Annotated in this window: 7 protein-coding genes and 1 pseudogene; 5 read left to right on the forward strand and 3 right to left on the reverse strand. The window is 73.7% G+C overall.

Features of this window, described 5'->3' with window-relative positions; genetic code table 11:
- Window positions 1-598: 598 nt before the first annotated feature.
- The gene (locus PV364_RS40995; protein WP_319666041.1) at window positions 599-1,213 is read left to right on the forward strand and encodes a flavin reductase family protein; all 615 of its coding nucleotides are present in this window, start codon (window positions 599-601) and stop codon (window positions 1,211-1,213) included.
- A 438-nt stretch (window positions 1,214-1,651) separates the two neighbouring features.
- Here the strand turns inward: PV364_RS40995 and PV364_RS41000 are convergent, their stop codons facing one another.
- The gene (locus PV364_RS41000) at window positions 1,652-2,392 is read right to left on the reverse strand and encodes a TVP38/TMEM64 family protein (protein WP_319666042.1); all 741 of its coding nucleotides are present in this window, start codon (window positions 2,390-2,392) and stop codon (window positions 1,652-1,654) included.
- 66 nt (window positions 2,393-2,458) lie between these two features.
- Here PV364_RS41000 and PV364_RS41005 point away from each other — a divergent pair, with 66 nt between their 5' ends.
- The 4 genes from PV364_RS41005 (at window position 2,459) to PV364_RS41020 (ending at window position 6,307) form a co-directional block, all read left to right on the forward strand.
- Complete coding sequence (locus PV364_RS41005) at window positions 2,459-3,166, forward strand: DNA alkylation repair protein (RefSeq protein ID WP_319666043.1); 708 nt, start codon at window positions 2,459-2,461, stop codon at window positions 3,164-3,166.
- Between the two features lie 30 nt (window positions 3,167-3,196).
- Window positions 3,197-3,847 carry a class I SAM-dependent methyltransferase gene (locus PV364_RS41010; protein WP_319666044.1) on the forward strand — a complete coding sequence of 217 codons (651 nt, stop codon included), beginning with the start codon at window positions 3,197-3,199 and terminating at the stop codon, window positions 3,845-3,847.
- 344 nt (window positions 3,848-4,191) lie between these two features.
- On the forward strand, window positions 4,192-5,364 hold the full coding sequence (gene tuf, locus PV364_RS41015) for an elongation factor Tu (RefSeq protein ID WP_319666045.1): 1,173 nt from the start codon (window positions 4,192-4,194) through the stop codon (window positions 5,362-5,364).
- Between the two features lie 85 nt (window positions 5,365-5,449).
- Window positions 5,450-6,307 (forward strand): fused MFS/spermidine synthase, encoded by an 858-nt coding sequence (locus PV364_RS41020; protein ID WP_319666046.1) that lies wholly within the window; start codon window positions 5,450-5,452, stop codon window positions 6,305-6,307.
- On the opposite strand, the gene PV364_RS41025 is transcribed toward PV364_RS41020, so the two are convergent.
- The gene (locus PV364_RS41025; protein ID WP_319666047.1) at window positions 6,247-7,590 is read right to left on the reverse strand and encodes an MFS transporter; all 1,344 of its coding nucleotides are present in this window, start codon (window positions 7,588-7,590) and stop codon (window positions 6,247-6,249) included. The two genes, PV364_RS41020 and PV364_RS41025, sit on opposite strands and share 61 nt — an antisense overlap.
- 74 nt (window positions 7,591-7,664) lie before the next feature.
- Window positions 7,665-8,377: pseudogene (locus tag PV364_RS41030) on the reverse strand (hypothetical protein); the annotation flags it as partial.

An 8,377-nucleotide genomic window follows, 5' to 3' on the forward strand; every position in this document is an offset into this window, starting at 1 on the left:
CACTGAGCGTAGAGAACTCCATGATCACGCAGGCCCGTGCCCGTGCCGCATCCAGACCATCTCCCAGACGCACAGCGGCCACCTATTGCCGGTCGGTCTAGGTCTTAGAAGATCACTCCGTCGATGACGCCGGCTGCGAGATCACTGAGGAGCTCTCGGAACTTCGGATGGATGACGACCCAGTCGATCGTCCCCTCGGCGCGCACGACCTTGCGCTTCTTGAACGTGGAGGTGTGGTTCTCCTTGTAGATCTTGGCGAACGGCCCCCAGCGCAGCCGTGCCCGAGTGTCCTCGGCATCTTCCTCCTGGCGGTCGACTCCGGCTTCGATGCCGATGCGGTCGGAGGAGATCCACAGACAGGCAGCCGGCCGTTGGGGGAGTCACGCGGCCGGCTCGTCGTTGACGTTCAGGGTGACGCGGCCGCCGCGTGCCTGCGGCGGAATGAGTATGTCGTCCCACTCGTTCGGCGTGGACATGGGGTGATCGACTCCGGTGACCCGTGCCTTCCGATACCAGGCCCTTTCGTCGGAACCTCGCGTTCGGCCAGGGCGGAGAGGGCGGCTGTGATCCCCGTCCCCCGAGGGGGATACTGGCGCCCATGCGAATCGACTTCGATCCCGAGGCCATGGGCCGCAACCCCTTCTACAAGCTGCTGACCTCGGTGGTCGTGCCGCGGCCGATCGCGTGGGTGTCGACCCTGAGCGAGGCGGGAACGGCGAACCTCGCCCCGCACTCCTTCTTCACGGTCGCGTGCGTCAGCCCGCCGGTCGTGCAGTTCACGTCGGTCGGCCGGAAGGACTCGCTGCGCAACATCGAGGAGACCCGGCAGTTCGTCGTCAACCTCGCCCCCGAGCACCTCTTCGAGCAGATCAACGCGACCGGGACCGACTTCCCGCGCGGCGTCAGCGAGTTCGACGAGGTCGGCATCGCCCGTGAGCCCAGCCACGCGGTCAAGCCGCCGCGGGTGGCGGCCTCCCCGGTGGCCCTGGAGTGCGAGCTGCACAGCACGGTGACCCTCGGCGACTCGACCGTCGTCTTCGGCCGCGTGGTGCACGCCGCCGTCTCCGAGGCCGTGATGGCCGACGGCCAGCCGGACGTCCGCAAGCTGCGTCCGCTCGCGCGCCTCGGCAAGGACGAGTGGGCCACGACGGGCGAGGTCCTGGAGATCTCCCGCATCCGCTACGCCGACTGGCCCGGCGCACGCCAGGGCTGATCCGCCGGACCCGGTCGCACCGGCTGGGGGCACCTCGGGCAACGTTCGCCGGGGGCCGGGCGCCGCCTGGCCCCCGGCTCCGTGATGAACGGTGTCCGCCTTGAGCCGCCGCGGCGCCGCTCCTCGACCGCTACCGGGTGACCTGGTGGGGCTCGGCATCCCTGCCGGGGTCATCGACCGACGGGCCGCGCACCAGGCACGACGACGGCGGCCCCCACGTGCTGCGTGCGGAACTGCCCACGGGACGCCGGAGCAGGGCTGGGGGTTCACGGCGTCCGGTGGACCCCGCTGCACGCCCGGGTCGACGGTGAGCCGAGTCCGTGGCCCTCGCGCACCACCTGGCACGGAACGCGCGCCGCTCGGACGAAACGAGGTGCTGGCGGGCCGACGTCCACGAGGGCCCGCAGGAGCACGCGTTCAGGATCGACCGCGAGGTCGTCACGCGGCGTCGCGCACCTCGGTGCCGGGGTGAAGGGGCGCCCGGCCGCGCGGTGAGCGGCGCCGGCGGCGGCGGGCCCAAGCGGTGAACACGAGCGCGCCGAGTCCCGTCACCGCCAGGAAGCCCATCGCCAGCAGGAACACCGGCGAGGTGGGGGTGGCGGCGCGGCTGCCCGCGACGACATAGGCCGCCGTGTTGGGGATCGTGCCGAGAGCCGTCGCGACCAGGTACGGCACCAGGCGCGTCTCGGACACGGCCGCGGCGTAGTTGGCCGCCGCGAAGGGGATGCCCGGGAAGAGCCGCATCACGAGCATCGTGCGGAAGCCGTGCCGGCTCAACTGCCGGTCGGCGGAGAGCAGTACGCGGCCCCGCAGCAGCGGTCGCAGGGCATCCCGGCCCAGGACGCGGCCCAGGACGAAGCAGACCGCGGCGGAGATCACCGTGCCGCCGATCGCCGCGGTCAGCCCCCACACCGAGCCGAAGAGCGCGCCGGCGCCCATGCTCAGCAGCGGGCGGGGGACGAAGGCGGTGGCGCAGATGCCGTAGCCGAGCGTGAAGAGCAGGATCGCGGCGAATCCCGTGAGCCGCGCCGGCCAGCCGTCGGCGAGGTAATGCTGCGGCTCCCAGACCACCACGCAGACCCCGGCGCCCAGGAGGAGCACGACGAGCAGCGCCAGTCGGGCCCACGGCGACACGCGCAGGCGCGGGCGGGAACCGGACAGGGCGGGAGCGTCGGACATTCCGCGAGCCTAGCCCAGGAGGATGGCCGTCCGGAGTCCGTCAGTGGTCCCGCGTACGGTGCGCGTATGACATCCCATGTCCCGGCCGCACCGGACAGCGCGCTCGCCGATCTGGTGCTGCCCCGTCTGACCACGGTGTATGCCGCGGCCGCCGATCCGGAACGGGCCGCCTCCGCGGCGGCGTACATGCGCGGAGCCTTCCCCTTTCTCGGCATCGCCACTCCTACCCGGCGCGCATTGTCCCGGGAGGTCCTGGCGGGCATGCCGCGCCCCGGCGAGGACGACTGTGCGGCCGTGGCGCTGCGCTGCTGGGCACTGCCCCAGCGGGAGTACCGCTACTTCGCGGTCGACTACCTGCGCCGCCACATCGGGCGCTGCTCGTCGGCGTTCCTCGGCACCGCCCGGCACCTGGTGGCGACCGAGTCGTGGTGGGACACGGTCGACCCGCTCGCGGCGCATGTCGTCGGACCCCTGGTCGCCGCCGATCCTGCGCTGGTGGCGGTCATGGACGCGTGGATCACCGATGACGACCTGTGGATCGCGCGTACGGCCCTGCTGCATCAACTCACGTACAAGGGCGGCACCGACGCCGAGCGGTTGTTCCGCTACTGCCTGCTCCGGTCCGGACACCGTGACTTCTTCGTCCGCAAGGCGATCGGCTGGGCGCTGCGCGAGTACGCCCGCGCCGACCCGGACGCCGTGCGGGAGTTCGTCGTGTCGGCCGCGGACCGGCTGTCACCGCTGTCGGTGCGCGAGGCGACGAAGCACCTGTGACAGCGCTCCCGTGACTGCGATGCTGGGCGCATGCCCAGCGCCCCGGAACACGACCACGGCCGCGTACGGCGAAGCTACGACACCGTGGCGGGGGAGTACCGGACGCGTATCGCCGGCGAACTCGCGCACAAGCCGCTCGACCGCGCCCTGTTGTCCGCCCTCGTCGAGGAGACGGCCGACGGCGCCCCCGTCGCCGATCTCGGTTGCGGCCCCGGCCATGTGACGGGCTGGCTCGCCGGCCGGGGCGTGCGGGCGGTGGGGATCGACCTGTCGCCGCGGATGGTCGCGCTCGCCCGCGCCGACCATCCCGGCGCCGAGTTCCGGGTGGGCGACCTCCGTCGTCTGCCCGCGGCCGACGGCGAGTTCGGCGCCGCCGTCGCGCTCTACAGCGTGATCCACCTCGCTCCGGACGAACTGCGGCCCGCCTTCGCCGAGATGCGGCGCGTCCTGCGCCCTTCCGCCCCGCTGCTGGTCGCCTTCCACCTCGGCGCCGAGGTCCGGCCCATGCAGCGGTGGTGGGGGCACGAGGTCGACGTGGACTTCCACTTCCTCGCCGCCGCCGACGTCCGCGCGGCCCTGGAGGACACCGGGTTCACCGTGCGGGCGGCACTCGAGCGGACCCACTACCCGCACGAGGCCGAGTCCCGCCGCGGGTACGTGCTGGCCCGGCGCGCGGCGTGACGTGACGTGTACGCGGTCCGGCCCATGTCGTCCGCCGCTCCGGCCTGCCGTGCCCGTCCGTCAAAAATCGTTCGCCCCCGGCCCGTCCCGTGCCGCATGATCGGCGGCATGTTCCGGTACGCCTTCCTCGCAGACGCCTCCGCGGTCGCGGACGCGCCGAAGGCTGCGCCGGCACCGGCTTTCCCGGTCCACGCGTTCGGCGGCGCCCGAACCTGACCCTCCCCGGACAGTCCGGCGGACCCCGCAGGGGGAGGGTCGGCAGGACGCAGGGGTCCCGTTCCGCAGATCGACTTGTCGATGCGTCGATGCATCGATGCGACGACTGACCGAGAAAGCACCGCACCATGCCCAAGCAGGCGTACCAGCGCACCAAGCCGCACCTGAACATCGGCACGATGGGTCATGTCGACCACGGCAAGACCACGCTCACCGCCGCCATCACCAAGGTCCTCAGCGCCCGCGGCTCCGCCGCCTTCGTCCCGTTCGACCGGATCGACAGGGCCCCGGAGGAGGCGGCCCGCGGGATCACCATCACCATCGCGCACGTCGAGTACGAGACGGACACCCGCCACTACGCCCACGTCGACATGCCCGGCCACGCCGACTACGTGAAGAACATGATCACGGGCGCGGCGCAGCTGGACGGGGCGATCCTGGTCGTCTCGGCCCTCGACGGCGTCATGCCGCAGACCGCCGAGCACGTGCTGCTCGCGCGCCAGGTCGGCGTCGAGCACATCGTCGTGGCGCTCAACAAGGCCGACGCCGGGGACCCCGAACTGACCGACCTGGTCGAGCTGGAGGTGCGCGAGCTGCTCTCCGCCCAGGGCTACCCCGGGGACACCCTGCCCGTCGTCCGGGTCTCCGGGCTGAGGGCGCTGGAGGGCGACCCGCGGTGGACGGCGGCGATCGAGGCGCTGCTCGACGCGGTGGACACGCACGTGCCGATGCCGCACCGGTACACCGACGCGCCGTTCCTGCTGCCGGTGGAGAACGTGCTGACCATCACCGGCCGCGGCACGGTCGTGACCGGTGCGGTGGAGCGCGGCACGATCCGGGTCGGCGACCGCGTGGAGGTGCTCGGCGTGGACACGGCCTCCGTGGTCACCGGGCTGGAGACGTTCGGCAAGCCGATGGACGAGGCGCAGGCCGGCGACAACGTCGCGCTGCTGCTGCGCGGCGTCGCGCGCGACGTCGTACGCCGCGGCCATGTCGTCGCCGCGCCCGGGAGCGTCACGCCCAGCCGCCGGTTCCGCGCCGGGGTCTACCTGCTGCCGGCCGCCGAGGGCGGGCGGCGCACGGCGATCGCGACCGGCTACCGCCCGCAGTTCTACGTGCGGACGGCGGACGTCGTCGGCGACGTGGACCTCGGCGGGGCCGGGATCGCGCTGCCCGGCGCGCGGGTGGAGATGACGGTCGAGCTGGGCCGGGCGGTGCCGCTGGAGACCGGTCTCGGCTTCGCCATCCGCGAGGGCGGGCGCACGGTCGGCGCCGGCACCGTCACCGCGCTGCTCGACTAGCGATAGCGAAGGGGCCCGGGCCCGGCCCGGGCCCCTTCCGCTTACCCCCGGGAACGGCCCCGTTCCGCACTGGGACAATGACCGCGTGGAGCACGACGACGAACGCATTCCGGTGAGCGAGGCGGTGGACTTCGGCGCGGCGAAGCTGCTGCCCGACGTGGACCGGCCCGCCGGCTGGCTGCTGACCGTCGACGGGGCCCCGCAGTCGTACGTCGACCTCGACGACCCGACGCATCTGGAGTTCGAGTACACCCGGCGCCTGGCCTACGTCCTGGACGAGTCGGCCCCAGCGGGGGAGCCGCTGGACGTCGTCCACCTCGGCGGCGGTGCCCTGACGCTGCCCCGCTACACCGCCGCCACCCGGCCCGGCTCACGCCAGCACGTGGTCGAGGCCGACCGGGCGCTCGCGGACCTGGTCGCCCGGTGGCTGCCGCTGCCCGCGGGCGCCGACGGGCTCACCGTGGCCACCGAGGACGCGCGCGGCTGGATGGAGGCGGCACCGGACGCCTCGGCGGACGCCGTCGTCGCCGACGTCTTCGGCGGCTCGCGGGTGCCCGCGCACCTCACGTCGTACGAGTTCCTCCGCGAGGCCGCGCGGGTGCTGCGTCCCGACGGCGTCTACCTGGCGAACCTCGCCGACTCCGCGCCCTTCGACTTCCTGCGGCCCCAGATCGCGGGCCTGGACGCCCTGTTCGGCGAGGTCTGCCTGATCGCGGAGCCCGGCGTGCTGCGGGGCCGCCGCTTCGGCAACACCGTGCTCGCCGCCTCCCGGCGGCCGCTGCCCGTCGCCCGGCTCACCCGGCGCACCGTCGCCGACGCCTTCCCCGCCCGGGTCGTCCACGGCGACGCCCTCGCGGTCTTCCTCCGGCGGGCACGTCCGGTTCACGACAGGGACGCGGTGCCCTCCCCGGAACCGCCCGGCGGGTCGTTCGGGATCGGCTGAACCACCGGCGCGGGCCCGCCGCCGGCCACCTCGGCGGTGGTGTCCTTGCGCCGCAGGTCGCGCACCTCGGGGGCGAGCAGGACGGCGCCGGTCAGGAGCACGGCGAGCCCCGCGCATCCCCACAGCGCCCCGGTCAGGCCGAAGGCGCCGGCCGCGGGGCCCGCGAGCGCGGTACCGAGGGGGATCATGGACACCGACCCGAACCAGTCGTACGCGGCGACCCGGGACAGCTTGTCCTCCGGGATCTCCTGGCGCAGCGCCAGCATCCACGTCACGCCGAAGACCTCGATGGAGAGCCCGGCCACGAGCATCGTCGCCGCGAGGAGCGGCACCGGCAGCACCAGCGCGAGCGCCACCGCGGGCAGGGCGAACGGGAAGACGCAGAGCGTGCCCGCGAGCAGGATGCGCCGCGGACGCCAGCGCAGCATCAGGAATCCGCCCAGGATGTTGCCCACGCCGAACGCGGCCAGCGCCGCTCCCCAGGGGCCCGCGCCGCCGAGTTCGGCCTGCGACACCAGGGGACCGTAGACGGCCTCCGCGGCGACCATGACCGCGTTGACGACGGAGAACTGCACGACGATGCCCCACAGCCAGCGCCGCGACGCGAACTCCCGCCATCCGTCGTGCAGGTCGCGCAGCAGGCCGCCGCCGGGCGTGGCCGCGGCCGCCGTCCGCGTCACCCGCAGCAGCGCGCGCAGCGACGCCGCGAGCGCGAAGCAGGCCGCGTCCACGGCCAGAACCCACCCGGGGCCCACGAGCGCGATGAGCGCCCCCGCGAGCGCGGCGCCGCCGACGTTGGCCCCGTTCACCCCGAGCCGGAACACGGCGAAGGCGCGGCCGGCGTGGGCGCCGTCGACGGTGGACAGCAGCATGCCCTCGTTGGCGGGCGCGAAGAACGCGGTACCGGTGCCGCCCAGCGCGGCCAGGACCGCCATCTGCCAGATCCGGGCCTCCCCGGAGATCACGAGCAGTGCGAACACGCCCTGGGAGACCGCGTTCAGGCAGTTCGCGGCGACCATGACCCGGTGCCGGGGCAGCCGGTCCGCGACCGCGCCGCCGACGAGCAGGAAGACCACCAGCGGTACCGTGCGTGCCGCCGCGACCAGTCCGACGTCGGTGGCGTCGCCACCGGCCCGCAGCACGGCGAAGGCCGAGGCGACCACGGCGCCGGAGGTGCCGAGGTTGGTCACGAACGCGGCCGCGGCCAGCAGCCGGAAGTTGCGGCCGGCCCAGTCGGGGAACCGGAAGCGGAGGCGGGGAGGGCGGGAGGTCGTGGGGGTCACCCGGGGACTATCGCCGCCCGGGCGGTCATCTGCCAACCGTATATCGTGCGCGCTCGCCGGCCGGCGTGCGGGCCTCAGCCGATCAGGCGGACGCTGTCGCGCACCTTCGCGATCGTCTTGGTGTCCGGGGCCCCCTTGAAGCTGTCCACGACCAGGATCCAGGAGCGGACCTCCTTGTCCTTGCCGAGGAAGGTGAAGCTGTAGGCGGTGCCGTCGGCCGCGCACTTGCCCTTCATGCCGGTCGCGCGGGTGCTGGAGACCCAGCCGCTGACCCCCTGGCCGTTCTTGTGGGCACGGGTCGCGGACTGCGTGAGCTTGGTGCCGCCCTCCTGGTTGTACTTGGCGTACGCCCAGTTGTAGGCCTCGTTGGCGGCCTCGGACTGCAGGCTCTTGGCGCCCTTGCCGCCCTTCACCCCGGCCATGCCGCGCTGGTCGGTGCCGCACCAGTCCTCGTCGAGGGTGGCGGCGCCGCCGGTGACGATGCGGTTCTTGTCCCACTCGTAGCCGATGAGCAGGCCTGCCGCCTTCACCGTCCAGTTCGGGGGGACGTCGTAGGCGACACCCATGTCGCCGCGGACGACGGTCCGCCAGCCGGGGACGACGGGCTTGATCGCGCTGTCGCCGGGGTTGCCGCGCGCGTCGTCGGCGCCGGGGCCGTCGTCCGACGCGGTCGGGGACGGCGGGGCGGAGGACGTCCCGCCCGACGGGGTCGCGGAGGCCGCCGGGGCGCCGCTCGCCGACGGGCCGGCCTCGGGGCGGCCGGAGTCGTCCCCGGTGAGCTTCACGG

It is taken from the genome of Streptomyces sp. MI02-7b (genome assembly GCF_033793585.1).
Lineage (GTDB): Bacteria > Actinomycetota > Actinomycetes > Streptomycetales > Streptomycetaceae > Actinacidiphila.

What these genes read in the sequence shown, in the direction of transcription:
- PV364_RS40995 (WP_319666041.1), top strand. Translation starts at nt 599, where the DNA reads ATGCGAATCGACTTCGATCCCGAGGCCATGGGCCGCAACCCCTTCTAC.
- PV364_RS41000 (WP_319666042.1), bottom strand. Translation starts at nt 2,392, where the DNA reads ATGTCCGACGCTCCCGCCCTGTCCGGTTCCCGCCCGCGCCTGCGCGTG.
- tuf (WP_319666045.1), top strand. Translation starts at nt 4,192, where the DNA reads ATGCCCAAGCAGGCGTACCAGCGCACCAAGCCGCACCTGAACATCGGC.
- PV364_RS41005 (WP_319666043.1), top strand. Translation starts at nt 2,459, where the DNA reads ATGACATCCCATGTCCCGGCCGCACCGGACAGCGCGCTCGCCGATCTG.
- PV364_RS41010 (WP_319666044.1), top strand. Translation starts at nt 3,197, where the DNA reads ATGCCCAGCGCCCCGGAACACGACCACGGCCGCGTACGGCGAAGCTAC.